This is a genomic window from Amycolatopsis ultiminotia, from assembly GCF_039536925.1.
Lineage (GTDB): Bacteria > Actinomycetota > Actinomycetes > Mycobacteriales > Pseudonocardiaceae > Amycolatopsis > Amycolatopsis ultiminotia.
In genome coordinates this window covers 1-20,657 of the sequence record NZ_BAAAZN010000019.1, presented here as the reverse complement: position 1 = coordinate 20,657, position 20,657 = coordinate 1, and the positions used below count along the sequence as shown (strand labels likewise).

Sequence of the window (20,657 nt, the reverse complement as noted above, 5' to 3'; positions counted from 1 at the left end):
TGCGAGGTGTCGTATGTCTTCTTCCGCCCACGTAACTACGGTTCCGGCGCGGCCAGCCCGGTTGCTGACGCAGAACCGGGAGATGCGCGCAATCGGTGTTTGGAACTGGACTCTGCCTGCGCTGGCCGCCCGGTTGCCCGACGGACGGACGCAGGTGACCTGCCCGGCGGCAAGCGCGTGTACTCGGATCTGCTACGCGCGCAACGGAACTTATCTTTTCCCTGCGGTCAAAGCCAAGCATACCGCCAATCTCGCGTACGTTCTGGACGATCTTCCCGGTTGGACAGAGGCGATGATCCGCGAACTGTCGGCTCCGCGCCTGGCCGGGAAATTTGTCAGGGTGCACGATGCGGGCGATTTTTTCAGCGATGCCTACACTTTGGCGTGGTGTCGCGTGATGCGAGCCTGCCCACAGGTGACTTTTTATTGCTATACCAAGGAAGTTCGCCGATTCAAAAGGCTGATCGAACCTGACCCGCCAGAGAACTTCCTGTGGGTGTACAGCTACGGCGGTCGCGAAGACTCCTTTATCGATCCCGACCGTGACCGGGTCGCCGACGTGTTTCCTGACGAGGACGCCATCGCCGAGGCCGGGTGGTCGTCGCAGGAAGCCTCGGATCTGCTCGCCGTGCTGGGCCCGCGATTGGTCGGGGTGCCCGCAAATCGCATCCCGCAGTTCCTCAAGCGCATGGGCGGGCGGCGGCTGTCGGAGTGGCAGGCCGAGATCGACGCCGAACGAACACGCAAGCGGCGCCGTCATCTGCGACTCGTGCCCAACGACCCGTCCGCACCTACCTCGATTCCGGAAGTCCAACCGAGCGCGGACGACGCCGAGCGACACGCGGCCTGAATCCGCGTCCTTTCGACTTTTCCTTGCGAGAGAGGAGATTTCTGATGTCATCCACTCAGTCTGTTGTCGCTTCATCGAGGACGCTTGCCTCACCGTTGCAGGACTACCTCCGCGATCCCGGTGCCGCAATGCGCGCTGTCGTCACGGCACTGCGGGAATTCGCACTGACCTGGGGGCCACTGGTCGGGCCGGCCGTTGCGCTTGCGGTGGCTGGCGTCGTGGTCGGGCGACGGTGGTGGGCGCGCCGGTGCCATGACCGAATGGCCGCCGACGCCCGGGTGGTCACCGTGCTGGCTCCGCCCACGGTCGATCCGGACGGCGCGGCGGCCTTGTACTCCAACTTGGTTGGGCTGTTGCGGTCCGGCTGGAAACGGCGGATGCACGGCCAGCCGCACATCGTGTGGGAGTACGTGTTTTCCCATGCCGGGGTCGCCTTGCGGCTGTGGCTGCCGGGCGTCGTGCCGCCCGGCATGGCCGAACGCGCCATCGAGGCTGCCTGGCCCGGCGCGCACACCCGGACCACACCGGCCAAGCCGCCGATCCCCTTGTCCAACCCGCCGGGAAAAGCGGTCGAGGCCGCGGGCGGCGAACTGCGTCTGGCCCGCAGCGAGGCACTGCCTATCCGATCGGACTTCCCCACTGATCCGGTTCGGGCCCTGCTGGGCGCTCCGGTCGGCATGGCCACGCATGAACGGGCCGTGGTGCAGATCCTTGCGCGCCCGGTCACCGGCGCTCGTGTCCGCAAAGCCCGCCGAGCCGCCCGCCGGGTCCGCACGGGCAGCTCGGTCCGGCTGGCCGGGCGCCTCCTGGACCTGATCACCCCGCACACCGGATCGCGCAGGCCTGGCACGACCGCGAAGCGGCCGGTCGTCGATCACCAGACCTCTCTGGAAACCTCGGCGCAGGACCGGGTCATCGTCGCCAAGCAGCGCAGTTCCCAGTACGAGACCCGCGTCCGGTACGCCGTGGCCACCTTGGTTGACGAGCACGCGACCGGCGCGGAGCGGGTTCCGGTGCGCGAGCACCTGCGCGGACGCGGGCATGCCATCGCCAGCGCGTTCGCGGCTTACAGCGAACATAACTACTACCGTCGCGTCCGGCTCACCAACGCCGTCCGGGCCGTGGCCGAACGACGCCTCACCTCCGGTGATCTGCTCTCGATCGCCGAGCTGGCCGCGCTCGCGCACGTCCCGACCGACGAGGCCGTACCCGGTTTGCAGCGCGCCGGAGCGAAGGCGGTGCCGCCGCCACCGGGGATCGCCACCGAGGGCGCCGGAGTGAAACCGATCGGGATCACCGACTCCGGTCACTCCCGGCCGGTGGGGCTGCGCGTCGCCGACGCGCGTCATCACCTGCACATCCTGGGTGCGACCGGGTCCGGCAAGTCCGAGCTGATGGCGCGGACGATCCTCGACGACGCCGACGCCGGCCGCGGACTGGTCGTGATCGATCCCAAGGGAGACCTGGTCGCGGACACCCTGATGCGGCTGCCCTCGCGGCTCGGGGAGAAGGTGGTGCTCTTCGACGCCGACAGCCGCGCCCGCCCGCCGGTGCTCAACCCGCTCGAAGGCGACGACACCGCCCGTACCGTGGACAACCTGGTGTCGATCTTCTCCCACGTCTACGCCTCCAGCTGGGGGCCGCGGACCGAGGACATCTTGCGTTCGGGGCTGCTGACCCTGCGCGAGCTGCCCGGCACACCCACGCTGACTGATCTGCCGAAACTGTTGACGGTGCCCGCTTTCCGGCAGCGTGCGCTCGAACAGATCTCCGACGATGTCCTGACCGGGTTCTGGCACTGGTACGACGATCTGTCCGATGCCAGCCGGGCGCAGGTCGTCGCGCCGCTGATGAACAAGCTCCGCGGTTTGTTGTTGCGCCCGTTCGTGCGGGCATCCCTCGCCGGTGGAGAGTCCACAGTGGACATGGACGCGGTGCTCGACGGCGGAATCTGCCTGGTGCGTTTGGGCAAGGACGCGCTCGGGATGGACACCGCACGGCTGATCGGCTCGATCGTCGTGGCCCGCACGTGGCAGGCCGCCACCCGGCGAGCCCGGATACCGCAGCGCGAACGCCACGATGCCTCGCTCTACATCGACGAATGCCACAACTTTTTGAATTTGGCGTACCCGATGGAGGACATGCTCGCCGAGGCCCGGGGTTACCGGATGTCGATGACGCTCGCGCACCAGTACCTACGGCAGCTGCCGCGCGAACTGGAGGAAGGCATCAGCACCAACGCCCGCTCGAAGATCATTTTCTCGGCGTCGCCCGAAGACGCCCGGGACCTGTCCCGGCATACCGCGCCTCGGCTCTCCGAGCACGACCTCGCCAATCTCGGTCGGTTTCACATCGCCGCGCGGCTGGTGCTCGACAGCGAGGAAGCTCCCCCGTTCACCGCGGTCACCGAGAAGCTTCCGCCCGCGATTCCCGGCCGCGCCAAGGAGATCCGTCGGCTCGCGCTCGTGAACACCGAGCCTCGAAACACGCCCGAACCGGCCGAGAACGTCAAGCCGGTGGCGTTCGATCCGCGCCGAGCGGCCTGACCCGCTCAGCTTTTTCCTTTTGCCCGCAGGGCGTTCTCGCGTCCTGCCGTCCTTGGAGGTGCACGTCACGATGGTGAGCAATCCCACCCAGCAGCGACAATTGCGTGCACATCGGCCGGAACGACCTGGTGCGCGGGTGCTCAACTCGGCCGAGCATCACGCGTGGCTGGCCCGGCATCTCACCGAGCGCGACCGGTGGCTGTGCCGGATGCTGTTCGAGCACCACGTGCTCACCAGCACTCAGATCATCGATATTGCCTTCACCGGTCGCCGCGGGGCGAACCTGCGCTTGCGCAACCTCTACCAGTGGGGCGTGCTGCACCGGTTCCAGCCGCACCGCGACCGCGGCTCGCACCCGATGTACTACGTCCTCGACACCGCCGGAGCGGTCGCGCTGGCTCGCGAGGACGGCATCGACCCCAAGGAACTGGGCTACAGCCGTGAACGCGAGATCGGACGCGCGTTCTCGCTACAGCTGGCGCACACCGTGGGCTGCAACGGGCTGTTCACCACCCTGATCCGCCGAGCCCGTCAGCCCGGTGCCGCCGGTGTGCTCGCGGCGTGGTGGTCGGCCGCCCGGTGCGGCCGGCACTGGGGCGACATCGTCACCCCGGACGGCTACGGCCGCTGGCGTGAGGCCGGCCGGGACGTCGAGTGGTTCATCGAGTTCGACTTCGGCACCGAGCAACTGTCCCGCCTGGCGGGCAAACTCGCCCGCTACGAGCGGCTGGCCGAGGCCACCGGCATCACCACACCCGTGCTGGTGTGGCTGCCCAGTGCCAGGCGCGAGGCCAACGCACGCAGGGTGATGGCCGAGGCGCTGCGCGGTCTCGACCGGCCCGCACGCGTACCCGTGGCGACCAGCAGCGGCGAGGCCGCGGCGGATCCGCTCGACATGGCCGCGCCGCGCTGGCGACGGCTCGACGAGTCCGGCACTGCCGGTCGGGTGGCGCTAGCTGACCTGCCCACCCTCTGGCCGAACCTGCGCGCCTCGGCCCCCAGCGGTGGGCAGCATGCGGCGGCCGCCACGGCCGCCGCCGCACGTCCAGAGGTGGCCCCGCCCTCCCCGATGCCCCCGCCCGACCCCGCGCATCCGTGGAGGTGACGGGTCATGGGCAAGGTGGCCGCCGCCGGTGCCGGGTTCGTCGTCGTGATCATGCTCTTCATCGGTGGCGGCGCCATCGCTGTGGTTCAAGCCGTGTTCGGCAGTTCCAGCAGTTCCGGCGGGGGCATGAACTGTGCCCCCGCCGGGGCGAGCGCGACCTCGGCAGCGGGGTACGGACCGCTGGAGATGAGCAACGCGGCGACGATCGTCGCTGTCGGCAAACGGATGAACGTGCCCGAGCAGGGCTGGGTCGTCGCGGTCGCCACGGCGCTCACCGAGTCGCAACTGAAGAACTTGAACTACGGCGATCGCGACAGCGTCGGCTTGTTCCAACAGAGGCCGTCCCAAGGCTGGGGAAGCGTCGCGCAGATCATGGACCCCACCTACAGCAGCGAGCAGTTCTACCGGCATCTGCTGGCGCTGCCCAACTGGCAGAACATGCCGGTCACCGTTGCCGCCCAGACCGTACAGCGATCAGGCTTTCCTGACCGCTACGCGAAATTCGAGCCAGCAGCGCGCCAGATTGTCGGGGCTGTCCAAGGTGCCACCTGTACGACCAGTGCGACGACCGGCGGCTGGACGACACCCACGAACGGCACCTGCACCTCCGCATTCGGGTACCGCGGCAGCGAATTCCACAAAGGACTTGACATCGGTGCGCCCATCGGTACTCCGATCCTGGCAGCCAACTCCGGCACGGTGATCAGCTCAGGACCGGCGTCCGGCTACGGACTGTGGGTCCGCATCCAGCACGGGGACGGAATCGTGACGATCTACGGCCACAACGACCACAATCTGGTCCGCGAAGGGCAATCCGTTCAATCCGGCCAGCCCATCGCCGCGGTCGGAAACCGGGGAGCGTCCACCGGAGCGCACCTGCACCTGCAGATCGAGACCAACGGCCAAGCCGTCGACCCGGTGGAGTTCTACCGGCAGCGAGGAGGCCAGCTCTGCCGGTAGGTGCGCATCCGCCGCGTCGCAGGGAAGAGCCTGCGTGACATTTCCGGAGCGTTCCGGCGCATGGCTCTGGTTCTCCGATGATCGCCCAGCCGCGTGAGTCCGGCTACTCGTCCGCCGGGGTGCCTTTGAGGTGGTTGTAGAGGTTCGCGCGGCTGAGGCCAACCTCCTTGGAGATTTTCGTCTTCGGCACACCGGCCTTGTCCGCTTCGCGAATATCGGTGAGCCGCTCCGTGCGTTCGACCTTCCGCTGCTGGAGCAGGATTTCCCGCATCTCCTGCAGAGAGCTTTCCACGTCTCGGATGCTCTCCAGGGCGGTTTCGATCGCTTCGATGCGCTGTCGGCGGGCGCGCAGCTGCGCGATGTGCTCGTCCTTGTCCATCTGCAGCCCTCTCTCGCGTCGCCGGGGGTTGACCGGCCTCTGGGCGTGGCTGACCATCTTGTTCGTCGCCGTGTCGCCCTAGACACCTTACCGAGACAGCCCGCGGTCAGCAGGGGTGTGTCGTGACCAGCGATTCCTGGTCGCGAGACACCCCTGCTGACCTGGTCCCACGGTTCCGGCGGGTCATCGGAGTCCACGGGTGGCGGTGACCTCGTCGGCGCAGGTGACGGCCGTGGCCATCCCGGTACGCAGCAACTCGTTGGTCCCGCCGGACGTCGCCGAGGTGACCGGTCCGGGGACCGCGTAGACGCGGCGGCCGAGCCTCGACGCCGCACGCGCTACAGCCAGGGCCGGGCTGCGTCGGCCGGCCTCGACGATCACCATGGCCTCGCTCAGCGCCGCGACCAGGCGTTGCCGTGCGTAGGCACGCGTGCGGCGAGGTTTCGTACCGAGGGGGTACTCGGTGACCAGCACTCCGCCGGAGTCGGCGATCTCCCGCAAGAGCGGACCGTGGTCGGCGGGGTACTCGACATCGATACCGCACGCCAGCACGACAAGGCACCGGCCGCGTCCGGAGGTGCTCAGGGCACCCCGCAGCGCGTGCGCTTCGATCCCGAACCCGGCACCGTTGACAACAGCGATGTCCCGATCGGCGATGCCTCGCCCGAGTTCCGCAGCGACGTACTCGCCATACGGGCTGGCCGCCAGCGAGCCGACCACGGCCACCGGGCCAGCGGTGAGGACTCCGAGCTGCGGGTCACCGTGCACCCACAGACCCAGCGGCGCTCCCGTGCCGGAGGCGGCCAGGTCGTGCGCCGCCGCGTTCGGCCAGTCGTCGTCCTCGGGGGTGAGCAGCCTGGCATGCCCCGCCTCGAGTGCGGCGAGGTCGTCGCGTAGATCGGGTTCAGGCTGTGCGACCTCGGCGAGCACCGCCGGGGGTGCACAACCGGCGCGGATGCGTTCGGCGGCCTCCACTGGGCCGTGGACTGCGGTGTAGGCGCCGACGGATTGCGTGGGTGGCTCAGTCGCGCGCATCAAGAACAGTCGAGCGCGGACGATGTCATTGGATGCAGGCATGGCAAAACCTCAATCGTTCTCAGCGTTCGTGACACGAACAGCGGACTATCGGAACTCGGGAGGACTCAGAAAGGGCACTGTCCACTAAGGATTTGCGGCCGTGATGATGATCTCCGCCATCGACATGTCGTTGCGGAACCGATGCCCGATCTCGTCCTCGATCCGGGCGTACTCGGCCGCAAGGTCTGGCCGAAGGCGTGCGGCGCGCAGGAGATCCGCGCGGCTCCCGAGAATGCACAGAGAGCACGACAATCGGGTCATTCCGGCGTCGTAAGCGGGGTGGTAGGGCACACCGCTAGTGCGAATGTGTTGCCATACCTCCGTTTCGGTCCACTCGTGGATGGGCAGCCACGTGCTGACTTCGCGTCGGCCGTTGCTCGCGGGGTGATCCGGGCTCAGCTTCGCTTGCTGGCGCCGGGCAATGCTCGTCCACGTCGAATGATTCAGCAGGCTGGTGACTCTTTGTCACCTGTGCCGGTATGCGTTCCCGTCGTGGCGGTGCGGGAACCCGCCAAGATGCCCGACGTACGCCTGGTCCACGTGCGACGGTCGCGTGGACTGATCCGGGATCGGTCGCTAGTCGGTGCGCCACGGTGGGTTGGTGCTGGCCGATTTCGCGAGTCCGGTTAGCCGACAGAGCGCGGTGAAGCCGTCGTCCGTGCCGGGCCAGTGCTTGCGCACGGCGGGCAGCCCTGCACGATGAACCACACTGCGCAGGACTGCGGTGACGACGATGGCGTCGTCTGCGTAGCCGAGTACGGGTATGACGTCAGGTATCAGGTCCAGGGGCATGGCGAGGTAGGCCAGTAGCAGGGCGAGGCGAACGCGTACTCCGGGCGGCATTGTCTTGTCCGCGGCGAGGTTGCGGAGCAGGCGTAGGAGGTCGGGCAGGATGCGCAGTGCTTCGGTGAGCAGTCCGCCGCAGGGCCGAACGATCACCAGCACGATGATCAATGCGATCCACGCGATGAGGAGCGCGCCCGCGGAATCTTCTCCAGATTTCGAATGTCTCCTGAGACATCGACGAGTGGCTGGGGGAGCTGGTCAGAGCGTCGTGTCGAGTAGAACGGCAAGGCTGTGTTCCGGTCGACCGTGAGACACCACGGTCGACCGGCCCGAATCGGCGGAGTTCACTCAATCGTTGGTCGGCCTGCCGAGGCCGAACCGGGGCCACCCCACCCGCGACAGTCACCCACGCTGAGCGCGCCCAGTGGCACATGCCCTACTCGCCTGCTCAAGCCCCTCAGTTGGTCACCCGGCCCCAAACTCGGTATGAGTCTGTTGCGCGGCTACCTCATCGTCGCCGCACTCCTGTTGATCGTCAAAGCCGTCGAACTGTCCACCGGTTGATCACCACACCGCTCTGCCCCTGCGGCGAGCGACTGGGCGGTCTACAGGTCGAGGTGTTCGAGCGCGGCGAGGTAAGACTCGCTGTAGGTGGGGAATTGGGCGATGCCGTCGAGCAGGGTGTCGATGGGGATCTGGGCGCGGATGGCGAGGGCAGCGGTGTGGATCCATTCCCCGGCGTGGGGTGCGATGGCCCAGGCCCCGACGAGCACGCGCTGGGTGCGGTCGGCGATGAGACCGAGGGTGCCGGCGGGGTTGGTTTCGTAGGTCCAGGGCCGCGCGATCGAGTCGGCCAGGTCGAGTTCGGTGGTGGCGATGTCGAGGCCGTGCTGGCGGGCTTGGCCGGTGGTCAGGCCGACGGCGGCGATTTCGGGTTGTGCGAACACGACGCGGGGGATGCCGCTGTAGGTGGCTCGGCGGGGTGTGCCGAGGATGGTGTCGGCCACGATCCGGCCCTGGTACATGGCGACGTGGGTGAACAACGCGACTCCGGTGACGTCGCCGAGCGCCCACGGGCCGTCGGCCACGCGGCAGTGCTCGTCGACCTCCAGCGCTCCGCGAGTGTTCGGTTCGATCCCGACCGTGTCGAGGCCGAGCCCGGTGGTGCGGGGTCGGCGTCCGGCGCCGAGTACGACGACGTCGGCGCGCAGGGTAGCGCCGTCGTCGAGTTCGATGACGGCCTCGTCGCCGTCGCGGTGTGCGGTGGTGGCCTGGCGGCCGAGGCGGACGTCGATGCCGTCAGCGCGCAGGTGGGTGGCGACGATGTCACCGACACGGGGGTCTTCCCGGTCGAGCAGTCGGTCGCCGCGCTGGAGCAGGGTGACCTGGGCGCCCATGCGGGCAAGAAACTGGCCGAGTTCGACCCCGACGGCGCTGCCGCCGATCATCACCACTCGCTCGGGGATCTCGCGCAGAGTGGTGGCTTCCCGGTTGGTCCACACGGTGACCTCGTCGAGGCCGTCGATGGGTGGGCGCACAGGGTCGGAGCCGGTGGCGAGCACCACGTGCTCGGCGGTGAGTTCCCGGTCACCGGCGCGCACCCGCCACGGGTCCCGGCCTACCAGGGTCGCGGTGGCTTTGATGACGGTGACGCCTTGTTTCTCGTATCCGGTGATCTGGTCGGTGTCGTCGAGGTGGCGGATCATGTAGTCGCGGTAGTCCCGCAGCGCTGCCCAGTCCAGTGCCGGGGTGGACAGTCCGGCCGCGCGTCCGGCTTCGGCGCGGGCCTCGGGCGGCCGGAGCAGTGTCTTGGACGGGATACAGGCCCAGTAGGCGCATTCCCCGCCGATCAGTTCCTGCTCGATGAGGGCGACCCGTCGCCCGCCCGCGTGCAGGCGAGCGGTGGCGGTCTCGCCGCCCGGTCCGGCGCCGATCACGATCACATCGAAGTCCGTGCTCACCGTGCTTGTTCCCTTCTCGGTCGCGACTGCCAGACAGCTGTAGGCGGTGTCAGCAGCACCCGCCGGGCTCGGCGGTGTCGTCTTGGGCGGCGTCCAGCTCGCGGCCGAGTTGGTAGGCGTCGGCGACCGGCAGCACTGATCCGCCGGGGTGCTCGGACAGCCAGGGTTGGGCGGCCGCGGTATCGGTGAAGAAGTGCACGTGGTTGCAGAACGAGGCCCGCACCGAGGCCAGGTCGTTGGGGGTGACGATGGACACGACCGCGGTCTCGGGTTCGACGTCGGTGACCCGGTCGGGCTCGACGGTGAGCCGGATCGGGTCACCGGTGGTGTGGCAGGGGGATTCGACCTGAGCGGACCGGTCGAGGATGGCGGGGAAGATCAGGGTGTCCAGGGCACACCAGGTGTAGAGCGGGGTGCCGTCGACGGTGAAGCGGTGCGGGGTCGGGCGCAGCGTGATGCCGTAGCCGACGATCCGCCCCAGATCGTCATATTCGGTGTCGCCCAAGCGATCTACCGCCTGCGCGACGTCCTCACCGGGACGGCCGGTGGCGGCGGCCACCTCAGCGATCGTGACCGGTTCACCGCGGGCGAGCAGCCGCAACAGCGGCTGCCACAACCATCCAGTGGAGCTGTCCTGATGGGAGAAGACACTGTCCATAGCGGACACGACGGTGTGCAGGTCATTCGTCATCGGGATTGTCCCTTCGCGGACGTCACGGTTTAGGAGGCGCAGCAGGAGAGTTTGCTGACGTCGCGGGTGAAGGTCTGGGCGGCGAGTTTGAGGCCCTCGGCCATCGTCAGATACGGGCACCACAGCTCAGCCATCTCGTGCACGGTCATCCGGTTGGCCAGGGCATAGACGGCGGTGGCGATGACGTCCCCGGCGCCGGCGGCCAGCACGTGCGCGCCGAGCAGCCGCCCGGTGCCCTGTTCGGCGACGAGTTTGATCGCGCCGCGGGTGTCGCGGTTGACCAGCGCCCTCGGCACGTACTCCAACGGCAGCACCCGACACTCACAGGCGTAGCCCTGTTCAACAGCGTGGGTGTCGGTTAGTCCGGCGGAGGCCAGGCTCGGGGTGGTGAACGTGACCGCCGGCAGGTGGTGGTAGTCCAGGGTGCGCCCGGCGTCGTCGAAGGCGTTGTCGACCACGAGCGTGCCGTGGGCGCCGGCGACGTAGACGTACTGCGGGTGCCCGGTGACGTCCCCGGCCGCCCAGACGCGGGGGTTGTTGGTGCGCAGGTGCTCGTCGACCACGACCTCGCCGCGGACTCCGGTCTTCACCCCCACGGCGTCGAGGTTGAGCCCGGTGGTGACCGGGGTCCGCCCGGTCGCGAGCAGCAGCCGCTGCCCAGTGACCCGCCTCCCGCTGGCGGTGGTGACCACGACACCCGCGCAGTCGGTGTCGACCTCAGTGGCGCGCTCGGTGATCACGGTGATGCCGTCGTCCCCGAACACCCCGGCCAACAGCCCCGCGAGTTCCGGCTCGGTGTGCGGGGCGAACCGGCCCACGATGCTCACCTCGACACCGAGGTGAGCGAACAACTGTGCTTGCTCCAGCCCGACATAGCCGCCGCCCACGACCACCAGTGATTCGGGTAGTTCGGTCTGTTCCATCGCGGTGGTCGAGGTGAGGTAGTCCACCCGGTCGATCCCGTCGAGGCCGTCGGTGCGCGGGGTGGAGCCGGTGGCGATGAGGTAGTGCTCGGCGTCAATCCGGGTTCGGCCGCCGTGGTGCAGGGCCACCTCCAGCACCGGCCCCTCAGCGAAACGGGCCTGGCCGTGCAGGATCTGCCAGCCGTACTCGGCGGCCAGGTCGACGTACTTCTCCGCCCGCAACCCCGCCACCAGCGCGTCCTTTCCGCCGATCAGCGCGGCGGCATCCACCGGGCCCGCGTTGGTGGCGATGCCGGGAAAGCGCTGGTCCAGCGCCACGTGGCGGGCTTCGGCAGCGGCCAGCAGGGTTTTTGACGGCACACAGCCGACGTTGACACACGTCCCACCGATGACGCCGCGCTCGATCATCACCACGCTCTTGCCCTTGCCACGGGCCGCGATCGCCGCCGCGAACGCGCCCCCACCCGAACCGATCACCGCCAGGTCGTAGCGCACCATCAGCCTCCTCCACTCACGCATTCGTCTTCCCGGATACATCGATGCTAACCTAAGATTCGTCCATCCGGATACGACAGACACTCGATGTGAGGACGGCATCCCGTGGCCGACGCTTCCCCACGCAGCACCACGCTGCTGCCCACCGAACCGAACGGGGTGGAGATGATGGCGAAAGTCTTCCGCGCCCTCGGCGACCCGGCCCGGCTGCGACTGCTGGAGTTCCTGCTGAACGAGGAACACACCGTCACCGAGTGCGTCGCGCACATCGGCCTGTCCCAAGGCCGGGTCTCCAGCCACCTGGCGTGCCTGTCCGACTGCGGCTACGTGCAGCTGCGCCGTCAAGGCCGCTTCGCCTACTACCGGGTCACCGACCCCCGCGTCGCCGAACTCGTGCTGCTGGCCCGCTCGCTGGCCGCGGACAACGCCGCCGCCCTCGCCGCCTGTATGCGCATCACCGCCCCGAACACATGACCACCGGAGGAGAACACAGCCATGCCGACCACTCCCGGCTCGGAGGGCACACGCACCGCGCTCGCCGCAGCTGGTTTCCTGCTACTCCCGCTGCTGTGCTGCGGATTGCCGCTGCTGATCGCCGCCGGGGCCCTCGGCGCGGTCGGGTCAGTTTTGGGCAACCCCTGGGTGATCGGCGCCGCCGCCGTGGTCGTCCTGGCCACAGGGGTGTGGTTCGCGCGGCGTCGCACCAGAGCGGCCCGAGATGACTCGTGCTGCCCTCCGCCGAGCCTCAGCCATTCCGATCGGACCCACGAGCCCGCCGACCGCACTCAGGAGTTCTGACCCATGCCGCACGCGCCCGTCCCGACTGGTCGTCCTACTGCGCCGCGATCCCGTCGACGTCTGGTCTCCATTGCTTTGGCCGCTGTCGCGGTCGTCGGGATCGCCTTCGTGCTGTATTCGGCCTTCTCACCATCGAGCACACAGGCCGCATCCCCGGCCGCCGCCGACAGCGGCGCGAAGGCCGGGACCACAGCCGCTGCGGGAGCGTTCACCGCCCGCACCCTGCTGGGCGAGCAGGTCGCGGTGCCCGGTTCGCGGCCCAGCGTGCTGTTCTTCTTCTCCGTCGGCTGCGGCGGCTGCGGCCCGGCCACCCACGCCCTCGCGCAAGCCCAACAAGCGGTCGGCACCAAGGCGAACTTCGTCGCCGTCGACATCGGCCCAGGGGAAACCGAGCAGGACATCACGGACTTCCTCACCGCCAACCAGGCCACGACCCTCGCCTACGCCAGCGACACCAACACCTCGCTGATCAGCGCCTACCAGGTCACCCAACTGTCCACCGCCGTCGTGCTGGACGCCTTTGGCAAGCCCGTGTTCCGCGCCGTGGAACCCGCCGCCGAGCAGATCCGCGCCGAACTGGCCAAGGTCGGCGCATGATCGGCCCGCTGCTGGCGCTCGCCTTCGGCGCCGGGATGCTCGCCCCGGTCAATCCCTGCGGCTTCGCCGTGCTGCCCGCCTTCCTCGCCTACGCCGTGGGCACCGGAGGTGACCAGCAGGACACGCGGCCGGGTGCGCTGTCCCGGCTGGCCGGTGGCCTGCGCGCCGGCCTGGCGCTGACCGCCGGGTTCGCCAGCACCTTCACCGTCATCGGCCTGCTGCTCGCCCTCGGCCTGCGCTCCCTGACCGGTGCCATCCCGTGGCTGGCCGCCGCACTCGGCGCGATCCTCGCCGTCGGGGGCCTGGTCATGGTCGCCGGCTGGCGCCTGCCCCTGCGGCTGCCCGCCCGCCGCTCCGGCGCCCCGCGTCAGGGACCGATGGGCATGGTGGCCTTCGGCGCCGGGTACGCCCTGGCCTCGGCCTCCTGCACACTCGCGATACTGCTCGCGGTGGTCACCCAAGCCCTCGCCAGCACCAACATCTCCGGGGTCCTGGTCACCTTCGGCGCCTACGCCGCCGGCTCGGCCACTCTGCTGCTGTCCCTCGCGCTGTTCGCGGCCTTCGCCAGCGGCGTGATCAACCGCTTCCTGCGGCGGTTGCTGCCGCACATGCACCGCATCACCGGCGCCGTGCTCGCCCTCTCCGGCGGCTACCTGTTGCTGTACTGGCTGCCGCAACTGCTCGGCGGGCAACCCGGCACCGGCGCACTCACCGGCGTCGTGGGCGACCTATCGGCCTGGATCACCGGACACCAACTCGCCATCGCCGTCACCGCGCTCGGCCTCATCCTCGCCACCGTGATCGCTGTCCTCGCCGAACGCCGAGGCACCACCGACACCGCCGAAGACTGCTGCGCACCCGGTACACAGCCTGAAGAAGAACGGACCAGACACGGGGACACCATCACGCGGGCGACGCCCGGACAACGCTCGGCACGTCAAGATCGTCAGCCGCTCCGGAACGACATCACACTCTCCGGTAAGGATTGATCGATCGAGGTGGCCGACGTTGGTGCCGCCCCCTCACCTCACCCGTAGTCGGGCTGGCGCCAGCGGCTCGGGCCTCAAAGCCCACCACAAGCCAGTCATGAGCGGGTCCCCGTGGCCACGATTGCGGCCGATCGACTGGGCCAATCGGCACGGTCGACCGTGCTGGAGGCGGGGCGCGGCGAGGACGTCGGGGCTCAGCCGATCGCACGGTCGTCGCCAGTGTTCTGTTCGGTGGTTGTGTTGGGGGCGTTGGGTTGTCGCAGGGTGGTAAGGATGAGCAGGGCGGCTCCGATGGTGATGAGGGTGTCGGCGAGGTTGAAGGTCGGGAACCAGCCGGTGTGCAGGTAGTCGGTGACCACGCCGTTGAAAGCGCGGTCGAGCAGGTTGGACAGAGCCCCGGCGAGCACGGCGGCCAGCCCGATACGGCCAGGCACCGGGGTGCCCGGGGCGCTGCGCCAGGCGTAGAAGCCGACACCAGCGGTGATGAGCGCGGTGGCGGCGAGCACCACCCAGGTCGGCAGTCCCGCGCCGAGACTGAACGCGACGCCGGGGTTGAAGGTCAGTCGCAGTTGCAGCAACCCAAGGTCAACACTGCGCCCGTCAGCCAGGGCCGTGCCGGCCACGTGAGTCATGGCCACGACGATCGCAACTAGCGACACCGCGGTCACGGCGAAGCCGATCCGGGCGCGGGTGGGCTGGTGGCGTGCCGGGGTGGTCACGCCGACACCCCGGCGGCGGTCGCGGTCGTGTCGACTGTTCTACGCCTGTCGGGTGCGGTGATCAGTGGCCGGGCGCGGCCGGCGCGGACGCCGTTGGCGATGACGAAGACCTCGGCGACTTCGTGCACCAGGACGACCGCGGCCAGGCCGAGGACACCGAACAACGCCAGTGGCATCAGAACGGTGATGATGGCCAGGGACAGCCCGACGTTCTGCAGCATGATCCGGCGCGATCGGCGAGCGTGGGCCAGCGCTTGGGGCAGGTGGCGCAGGTCTTCGCCCATGAGGGCGACGTCGGCGGTTTCGATGGCGACATCGGCGCCCATCGCGCCCATCGCGATGCCCAGGTCGGCGGTGGCCAGGGCGGGGGCGTCGTTGACGCCGTCGCCGACCATCGCGGTCGGTCGCTGGGCGCGCAGGTGCTCGACCAGGCGGGCCTTGTCCTCGGGGCGCAGTTCGGCGTGCACGGCGTCGATGCCGACCTCGGCGGCCAGGGCGGTGGCGGTGCGGGTGTTGTCGCCGGTGAGCATGGCGACGTGGTAGCCGTCCCGGCGCAGGCCGGCGACGACCTCAGCGGCTTCGGGACGCAGCTCGTCGCGGACGGCGATGGCGCCGATGACCTCGCTGTCGCGTTCGACCAGCACCGCGGTCGCTCCCGCCTGCTGCATCCGCTCCACCTGATCGGCCAGGGCTCCCGCGTCGAGCCAGCCGGGCCGGCCCAGCCGCAGGGTGTGGCCGTCGAGGCGGCCGGTGAGCCCGGCGCCGGTGACAGCCTCCACCTCGGCGGCTGGGGTGATGTCATTCACGGCGGTGAGGATCGCGCGGGCCAGCGGGTGTTCGGAGCGGGCTTCCAGCGCGGCGGCCAGCGACAGCACCTCGTCGCGGGTGACACCGGCAGTGGTGGCGACGTCGATGACGGTGGGCTTGTTCGCGGTGAGGGTGCCGGTCTTGTCCAGCGCGATCCCGCGGATACCGCCGAGGGCTTCCAGCGCGGCACCGCCCTTGACCAGCACGCCGAGTTTGCTGGCCGCACCGATCGCCGCGACCACGGTGACCGGCACGGCGATGGCCAGCGCGCAGGGCGATGCGGCCACCAGGACGACGAGTGCGCGTTCGATCCAGGTGACCGGGTCGCCGAGCAGGCTGCCGAGCACCGCGATCAGCGTGGCGGCGATCATGATGCCGGGCACCAGTGGTTTGGCGATGCGGTCGGCCAGACGTTGGGAGGCGCCCTTGCGGGCTTGTTCGGCCTCCACGATCCGCACGATCCGCGCAAGGGAGTTGTCCTCGGCGCTGGCGGTGACCTCGACCTCCAGCACGCCGGTGCCGTTGATGGCACCGGCGAACACCTCGCTGCCGGGTCCGGCCTCGACTGGCACGGATTCGCCGGTGATCGCCGAGAGGTCCAGGGCGGTGCGGCCGGCGCGGATGACGCCGTCGGTGGCGATCCGCTCGCCGGGCTTGACCACCATCGTGTCGCCGACCCGCAACTCGGCTGGCGCCACCACGGTTTCGGTGCCGTCGCGCAGCACGGTCGCCTCGTCCGGGACCAGCGACAGCAGGGCGCGCAACCCGCGGCGGGTGCGCGCGAGGGAGTATTCCTCCAAGCCCTCGCTGATGGAGAACAGGAAGGCCAGCATCGCGGCTTCGCCGACCTCGCCGAGGATCACCGCGCCGACCGCGGCGATGGTCATCAGGGTGCCGACGCCGATCTTGCCCTTGGCCAGGCGTGTGAGGGTGGAGGGCACGAACGTCCAGGCGCCGACGGCCAGCGCCACGGCGTCGAAGGCGAGTTCGAGCGGGCGGGGCGCGGCGAGCCATCCGGAGATCAGCGCGGCGGCCAGGAAGATCCCGGAGACGGCGGCGAACCGGATCTCGGAGACCTGCCACAGCCGCTCCGGCTCGTGCTCCTCGCCTTCCTCGCCGATGGCAGGTTCGTCGTGGTCGCAGCCGCACGCGTCGCTCACCGCGGCACCTCCTTTTCCGTGTTGGTGGTGGCGTCGGTGCCGTAGTTCGGGCACAGCGCCACCGCGGCGCCGGTCGCGGCGAGCAGGGTCTCGGCCGCCGCGAGCAGGTCCAGCAGCTCCGGACGAGCCAGCGAGTAGAACACCTGACGGCCCTGCGGGCGGCCCACGACCAGGCCGCAGTCGCGCAGGCAGGCCACGTGCGCTGACACCGTGGACTGCGCCAGCCCCAGCTCACCCACCAGGTCCGCGACCCTGGCCTCGCCGCCGGCCAGGCGGCGCGCGATCGCCAACCGGGTTCCGTCGGACAGGCTATGGAACAACGCCACCGCCGCGTCCAGGCTCGATCCCGTCCCGCTCGCAGCGAGGCACCGCTCCACGCTATTCATCGTCACAACACGATGATAACCGGATTCCGACGATGAATCGAGGTCGGGGCGTCCGCCTCCGTCGGACCCTCCGGTGAGGACAAGCGCGGCAGAGGCGGATGCGTGGGGTTACTCGGGGCCTGTGTGGGTGTGCCCGTGGCGCAGGCGGCTGGCGACGTAGCTGGCGCGGTCACCGCCGTTCTCCTTGTGCCAGGCGCTCGCGGTGGTGTCGGCGACGCCGAGCAGATCGGCCAGCATCTTCCAGTGCACGGACCCGACCAGCGACAGCCAGGCACCGTTGCGCGCGGTGCGGGCGCTGGGGATGCCCAGTCTGCGCAGGCGGGCCTGCAACGTGGCCGAGGCCATCGGCCGGTCGGCCCGCAGCCCAGGAAACAGGTACGGGGTGGCGCGGTGCCGCAGCGGTGCGGCGAGCGGGCGGCGGTTCTCGACCAGCCGCTGGAGCAGCGCCGACAGGCGGGGCCGAAGCCACAGCGGGTCACGGCCAAGCCGCAGGCCGAGGATGCCAGGTTCGTCGGGATGCGCGAGCACGTCGTCGGCGGTCAGGTTGACCAACCGCCAGCAGCTTTGCCCGTATTGCAGCACCAGGCAGCCCGCGACCCGATCGGATAGCGCCAGCGTGTCGTCGGTCTCCAGCGTGACGGCGAGCAGGACGCGGTCGGTGTCGCTCATGATCTCCCGATCGCCGGTGCGGGCCGAGGTGCCGATTGCGACGTGGGCCGGGGCGAGGCCGCTGGTCGCGGCCCACAACAGGAACGGGCGCGCGTACGCCTGGCGCGGCCGGTTGCGGATCAGCCAGCGGTCCACCACGGATTGGGTGAGGACGTCCAAGCTGATGCCGCGGCTGCGGAGGTGGCCCAGGAGCAGGCGGGCGGCCTCCAGCTTCCTCCGGAGGTGTTCGCGCTGGTACTGCGTGAAGCCGGAATCCTGCTCGGCGCGCTGGTGGGCCAGCGGCATCAAGTGCCACCGGACATAGCGGGCCAGGACGGTCTTGTCCTGCGGCTCGGTCACACGCCCCAGCAGGGATTGGACGTCGCGGGTGAGCTGGGCGAGTTCTTCCTCACGGGGTTCGAGGATCTCGGCCAGCACCAGCAGGCCGCGCAGATGCTGGACCGCTGCGGTCTGCCGCAGTTCGTCCAGAGCCTGATGTGAACACGCGAGCTCGCCGGTGACCATGCGGCGGATGAGTTGACCTCCGGGCCTGCGCAGATACAGACACAGCGAGTACGGGTTGTCGTAGTTCTCCAGCAGCTCGGCCAGCGGCGCCATCCAGGACGCCGGTTGGCCATCGGGTTGGGTGAACACTTCGACCAGGTCGCGGCGCGCGGTGCACGACAGACACTGCCCGCGCAGGAGACGGCCCATGGCACCGCAGGTGGGGCAGCGGTAGGAGAAGGTGACACCCGCGCACTGCGGGCACAGCGGCCCGGCCGGCTCGCGGCGGAACACCCCGGCCAACTGACCGCACCGATGGCAAGGCTCGTGCGTGAGCCGAACCGCGTCCACACAGGACAGACAGACCGGCCCCTCCGGCCAATGGCGTTCGGCGCGGGCCGTGATCCCACACCGCGCACACGGGACCTGGGCAGCCAGGTAGCACGGTACGCACCTGGCCACATCGTCCGCTCCCCGCGCCGACATCGAGGGCCGTTGCCCGCAGTCGCTGCACGGTGGGCCGGGCCGTACCAGTTCCCAACATCCTTTGCACCAGGGTCCATTGTGGTCACGAGCGCAGACCACCATGCGGGTGCCGCAGCCCGAGCACAGTTCGGCCTGGGCTCGTCGGCGGCAGCCATCGCACCACGGCTCGCCATCCTCGTCGCGGTAGGCCACCAACGAGATCCGGCGGCAGTTGCGGCACCGCTGGCGCGGAGTCGCTTGCTGGGCGCAGGCCCGGCAGACCCCAGTGCTCACGATCCCGACCTTGCGGGTCTTGCCGCAGCGCGGGCAGAGCACCTCCGGTGCCCTCCGGTCGTCGCACTTCTCGCACAGTGGCCCGTCGTCGGTGAGTCGAGCCACAGGCTTATCCTCACCGCAGTCCCGACACCGACGCAGCGGGCGTTGGTGCACGCGTTGGTAGCAGGCCGAGCAGACCGGCCGCCCGTCTGTCCGGGTGGCGACCGGCGCGGTCCTGCCGCAGCGCGAGCAGGGTTCTGCGAGGTGAGCGCGGCGGCACCGCCCGCACCACGGCCCTTCCTCGGTGTGGGCGTAGGGCAGCACCACCTTGCCGCAGCGCCAGCACGGCATACGCGGGAGGGTTTTGCGGTGGCAGGTGTAGCAGACCCGTCCCTGCGGGGTGTTCTTCGTGGCCTTCAGCGTCCGCCCGCATGTCGCGCAGGGCTGCGGAATTCGCCGCTCGCGCTGCCAGCATCGTCCACACACCGGCAGTCCATCGCGCCGAGCCGCCACCCGGCCTGACCGGTCGCAGAGCGAGCATGGTTCGGCGCGGCGCTTTCCGTTGCAGTTCTGGCACCACGCACCCTCGTCTGTGCGTCCAATGGGGACGGTCAGTCGCCCGTAACCGCAACACGGTTCCTTGTCCCGGCGGGCGTGGTAGCAGGTGTGGCACAGCCCGCTGGTGACCAGAGCTCGATCTCGTCCGCATCCAGCGCAGACGCCTCGGCCTTTCACAGTTGGCGTATCCCGTGTCCGGTCAGCGCTCGGCGTCGAAGAAGTCCGAGGACAACAAGGGCATGTCCGGCACGGCCGGCCGCGGGCCACGGCGCGTGGGCTCCTCGGCGGCCGAGTCCGGCTCGGTCTCCACCACGAGGTCCTCGAAGCGGCAGTCGAGGATCTTGCACAAGGCCAGGATCAACTCGATCGGCATCTTCGGTGGATGATCAGCCTTGACGAGTCGATAGATCGAGCTGCGGTCGAACTCGAACCCGTACTTGAGCAGCTCCGGTATCAGCTTCGTGGTGGTGTACCAGTTCTTGCGGACCGCCATCAGCTCGCGCAACCGCCACTCGAAGCGCGGCTGCCGAGCCTGCAACTCCTCGTTCTGCTCGTTGGGCCCCTGCCGGGATACCGCGTCCATCACACCCTCCTTCGGCGGCCAGCAGGCTCGCATGGCGGTTGCTCGCTGAAGTCGTCGTCCATCTCCGCTTCCGTCTCAGCCAGCGCGAAGGCACGTTGCAGCGCGGCTTCCTCGGCCGCGTCCAAGTGTTCGCGGACTTTCAGGTTCTTGAAGTCGCTGCTGACCGCCAGGTAGATCGCTGTGGTCGCCGCGTGGGAATGGCCAACCTGGTCGGTGACGAACTGGCCGTCGTAGCCGGATTCGATCAACCTGGTCACGTACGTGTGCCTTGTCTCTGCAGTCGCCGTGTGCGGTCGTACTCGCGTTGCCATTGACGTGGTCCGATCGCGGCAAGTTCTCACGACACCGTCGTCTGGCTTCGTGTTGCGTTTTCGGCTATGCGACGTGGTGGACG

Annotated in this window: 20 protein-coding genes; 7 read left to right on the top strand and 13 right to left on the bottom strand. The window is 69.3% G+C overall.

Going from position 1 to position 20,657, the window contains the following annotated elements; all coding sequences use genetic code 11:
* Nucleotides 1-13: 13 nt before the first annotated feature.
* The 4 genes from ABD793_RS33230 (at nucleotide 14) to ABD793_RS33215 (ending at nucleotide 5,461) form a co-directional block, all read left to right on the top strand.
* On the top strand, nucleotides 14-850 hold the full coding sequence (locus ABD793_RS33230) for a GP88 family protein (protein WP_344867240.1): 837 nt from the start codon (nucleotides 14-16) through the stop codon (nucleotides 848-850).
* 44 nt (nucleotides 851-894) lie between these two features.
* Complete coding sequence (locus ABD793_RS33225) at nucleotides 895-3,396, top strand: type IV secretory system conjugative DNA transfer family protein (RefSeq protein ID WP_344867239.1); 2,502 nt, start codon at nucleotides 895-897, stop codon at nucleotides 3,394-3,396.
* 70 nt (nucleotides 3,397-3,466) lie between these two features.
* Nucleotides 3,467-4,501: a replication-relaxation family protein gene (locus tag ABD793_RS33220; RefSeq protein WP_344867238.1), complete on the top strand. Its 1,035-nt coding sequence runs from the start codon at nucleotides 3,467-3,469 to the stop codon at nucleotides 4,499-4,501.
* Between the two features lie 6 nt (nucleotides 4,502-4,507).
* The gene (locus ABD793_RS33215) at nucleotides 4,508-5,461 is read left to right on the top strand and encodes a M23 family metallopeptidase (RefSeq protein WP_344867237.1); all 954 of its coding nucleotides are present in this window, start codon (nucleotides 4,508-4,510) and stop codon (nucleotides 5,459-5,461) included.
* Between the two features lie 103 nt (nucleotides 5,462-5,564).
* Here ABD793_RS33215 and ABD793_RS33210 read toward each other — a convergent pair whose 3' ends face one another.
* From ABD793_RS33210 to merA, 7 genes are all read right to left on the bottom strand, one after another.
* On the bottom strand, nucleotides 5,565-5,840 hold the full coding sequence (locus tag ABD793_RS33210) for a hypothetical protein (protein ID WP_043837078.1): 276 nt from the start codon (nucleotides 5,838-5,840) through the stop codon (nucleotides 5,565-5,567).
* 183 nt (nucleotides 5,841-6,023) lie between these two features.
* Nucleotides 6,024-6,917, bottom strand: a complete 894-nt coding sequence (locus tag ABD793_RS33205; RefSeq protein WP_344867236.1) for a DNA-processing protein DprA — start codon at nucleotides 6,915-6,917, stop codon at nucleotides 6,024-6,026.
* Nucleotides 6,918-7,001: 84 nt separating this feature from the next.
* Complete coding sequence (locus ABD793_RS33200; RefSeq protein WP_344867391.1) at nucleotides 7,002-7,364, bottom strand: phosphoadenosine phosphosulfate reductase domain-containing protein; 363 nt, start codon at nucleotides 7,362-7,364, stop codon at nucleotides 7,002-7,004.
* A gap of 129 nt (nucleotides 7,365-7,493) precedes the next feature.
* A complete protein-coding gene (locus ABD793_RS33195; protein WP_344867235.1) occupies nucleotides 7,494-7,856 on the bottom strand; it encodes a YkvA family protein in 363 nt (120 codons plus the stop codon).
* Between the two features lie 452 nt (nucleotides 7,857-8,308).
* Entirely contained in the window at nucleotides 8,309-9,664 is a 1,356-nt protein-coding gene (locus ABD793_RS33190; RefSeq protein WP_344867234.1) for a dihydrolipoyl dehydrogenase family protein, read from the bottom strand.
* 49 nt (nucleotides 9,665-9,713) lie between these two features.
* Entirely contained in the window at nucleotides 9,714-10,355 is a 642-nt protein-coding gene (gene merB, locus ABD793_RS33185; protein WP_344867233.1) for an organomercurial lyase MerB, read from the bottom strand.
* Nucleotides 10,356-10,384: 29 nt separating this feature from the next.
* Nucleotides 10,385-11,773, bottom strand: coding sequence for a mercury(II) reductase (gene merA / locus ABD793_RS33180; RefSeq protein WP_425548812.1), 1,389 nt, complete (start codon nucleotides 11,771-11,773; stop codon nucleotides 10,385-10,387).
* Between the two features lie 105 nt (nucleotides 11,774-11,878).
* Between merA and ABD793_RS33175 the strand changes: the two genes are divergently transcribed.
* From ABD793_RS33175 to ABD793_RS33165, 3 genes are all read left to right on the top strand, one after another.
* The gene (locus ABD793_RS33175; protein WP_425548807.1) at nucleotides 11,879-12,247 is read left to right on the top strand and encodes an ArsR/SmtB family transcription factor; all 369 of its coding nucleotides are present in this window, start codon (nucleotides 11,879-11,881) and stop codon (nucleotides 12,245-12,247) included.
* A 399-nt stretch (nucleotides 12,248-12,646) separates the two neighbouring features.
* A complete protein-coding gene (locus tag ABD793_RS33170) occupies nucleotides 12,647-13,168 on the top strand; it encodes a TlpA family protein disulfide reductase (RefSeq protein WP_344867232.1) in 522 nt (173 codons plus the stop codon).
* Nucleotides 13,165-14,157: a cytochrome c biogenesis CcdA family protein gene (locus ABD793_RS33165; RefSeq protein WP_344867231.1), complete on the top strand. Its 993-nt coding sequence runs from the start codon at nucleotides 13,165-13,167 to the stop codon at nucleotides 14,155-14,157. The genes ABD793_RS33170 and ABD793_RS33165 overlap by 4 nt, the downstream gene beginning before the upstream one ends.
* 194 nt (nucleotides 14,158-14,351) lie before the next feature.
* Here ABD793_RS33165 and lspA read toward each other — a convergent pair whose 3' ends face one another.
* From lspA to ABD793_RS33135, 6 genes are all read right to left on the bottom strand, one after another.
* Nucleotides 14,352-14,876 (bottom strand): signal peptidase II, encoded by a 525-nt coding sequence (gene lspA / locus ABD793_RS33160; RefSeq protein WP_344867230.1) that lies wholly within the window; start codon nucleotides 14,874-14,876, stop codon nucleotides 14,352-14,354.
* Complete coding sequence (locus ABD793_RS33155) at nucleotides 14,873-16,843, bottom strand: heavy metal translocating P-type ATPase (RefSeq protein ID WP_344867229.1); 1,971 nt, start codon at nucleotides 16,841-16,843, stop codon at nucleotides 14,873-14,875. Before ABD793_RS33155 ends, lspA begins: the two co-directional genes overlap by 4 nt.
* On the bottom strand, nucleotides 16,840-17,235 hold the full coding sequence (locus ABD793_RS33150) for an ArsR/SmtB family transcription factor (protein WP_344867228.1): 396 nt from the start codon (nucleotides 17,233-17,235) through the stop codon (nucleotides 16,840-16,842). Before ABD793_RS33150 ends, ABD793_RS33155 begins: the two co-directional genes overlap by 4 nt.
* Nucleotides 17,236-17,337: 102 nt before the next feature.
* Nucleotides 17,338-18,495 (bottom strand): hypothetical protein, encoded by a 1,158-nt coding sequence (locus ABD793_RS33145; RefSeq protein WP_344867227.1) that lies wholly within the window; start codon nucleotides 18,493-18,495, stop codon nucleotides 17,338-17,340.
* A 1,384-nt stretch (nucleotides 18,496-19,879) separates the two neighbouring features.
* The gene (locus tag ABD793_RS33140) at nucleotides 19,880-20,263 is read right to left on the bottom strand and encodes a helix-turn-helix domain-containing protein (RefSeq protein ID WP_344867226.1); all 384 of its coding nucleotides are present in this window, start codon (nucleotides 20,261-20,263) and stop codon (nucleotides 19,880-19,882) included.
* On the bottom strand, nucleotides 20,263-20,574 hold the full coding sequence (locus tag ABD793_RS33135; protein ID WP_344867388.1) for a tyrosine-type recombinase/integrase: 312 nt from the start codon (nucleotides 20,572-20,574) through the stop codon (nucleotides 20,263-20,265). The genes ABD793_RS33140 and ABD793_RS33135 overlap by 1 nt, the downstream gene beginning before the upstream one ends.
* Nucleotides 20,575-20,657 lie beyond the last annotated feature (83 nt).